The organism is Segatella copri (assembly GCF_002224675.1).
GTDB classification, from domain to species: Bacteria; Bacteroidota; Bacteroidia; order Bacteroidales; family Bacteroidaceae; genus Prevotella; species Prevotella copri_U.
In genome coordinates this window covers 1-1299 of record NZ_NMPZ01000064.1, presented here as the reverse complement: position 1 = coordinate 1299, position 1299 = coordinate 1, and the positions used below count along the sequence as shown (strand labels likewise).

At 38.6% G+C, this 1299-nt stretch carries 1 protein-coding gene; it reads right to left on the bottom strand.

What is annotated here, in order from left to right; genetic code table 11:
• Positions 1 to 13: 13 nt before the first annotated feature.
• Positions 14 to 1156 (bottom strand): ISAs1 family transposase, encoded by a 1143-nt coding sequence (locus CFT61_RS16295; RefSeq protein WP_089545436.1) that lies wholly within the window; start codon positions 1154 to 1156, stop codon positions 14 to 16.
• Positions 1157 to 1299 lie beyond the last annotated feature (143 nt).

Genomic DNA, 1299 nt, shown 5'->3' with positions numbered 1-1299 from the left:
CAGGGCAGACGCATTAAATTGCGCTGCCCTCCAAAAGTTTTGACAGGTACTCTTCATCCCAGCCTGCCTTCAATCTTTTCAGGTTGAGACTTCCCTTGGTCGTCTTGTCATTTTTCAAGATGGAGAGGGCCATTTTGCTTATGGTAGAGAAGTTCCTCGCTGCATTTTTGACTTTCTTACTTTCGTCTTCTCTGAAAGTAATGTCCAATTGCCAATGCAAGTTGTTTTCTATGGACCAATGTTGCCTAATGGCGCTTGCTATCTTTTCGGGGTCTTCATTACTTAAGGAAGTTATATAGTATCTTGTTTCCTCAGATGTTTCACCAGATGTTGCAACAGATCTTCTTGAGGTAATCCCGACAACAGACCTTAACCCAACAAACCTGTTCTTAAACATTTCCTGCATTATGTCCCCATAGCTTACAACAATGCAGGTTCTTTCTTCCTGACGACCATGTCCCTCATTAAAGGAATAATGTTTTGTCACTACATTACAATTGCCTCTATACTCATGCTCGTAAATCATGTCCTTAGCTAATTCGTAACTTTTCTTCTGATTTTCCTTCAAGGCGATAATATAGTCACCCTTGCCTTCTATGATTTTCTCTGTTATAGAAGTTTGGCATCCCATAGCATCTATTGTCACAATGGTATTTGACACGTCTATAGCACTAAGCAACTTGGGAACGACCGTGATTTCATTTGTTTTTTCACCGACTTTCTCTTGCCCAAGTGATATGCTATTGTCTGCTGACCAAGCAGATACGATCCATGTGCGGAAGTCAGCTTGACCAATAGTGTGCTTGGCATCACACTTGCTTGATCCACGCATAAGTTTGCCATCAATGGCAACAACACCTTTGACTTCCCCTACAATTTCTCTAACCCAGTTTCTGAAGATCTCTTCAAATCCTTTTGGATCAAAGATAGAAAAGAAACGATTGAAGGTGTCATGGCTTGGAATAGTCTCCAACCCCTGCAAACGCTTTTTGAAGAAGTCTAACTTACTTTTTCCAAACTCTGCAATTTCGTTCCAAGATTGAGCTCCTGCAATTACCGCAGCGATTGTAATGTAAATGATATATTCCATTTTATGGACAGTTCGACCCGCAACTCGTGGGTCGGCTATTTGTTTAGATAACTTAATAATGCTCATTTTGTACCTTTTAATTGTTATTTATTTCTTTACAAAGGTACAAAAAATATTTCATATATACAAATATATAATGTTAATATTCAATAAGTTATAACAGTATAACACAGATATTAACGAATAAAATATTTAATGCGTCTGCCCTG

Bases quoted from the DNA above. Each gene is read 5' to 3' on its own strand.
- CFT61_RS16295 (WP_089545436.1), bottom strand. From the start codon at position 1,156: ATGAGCATTATTAAGTTATCTAAACAAATAGCCGACCCACGAGTTGCG.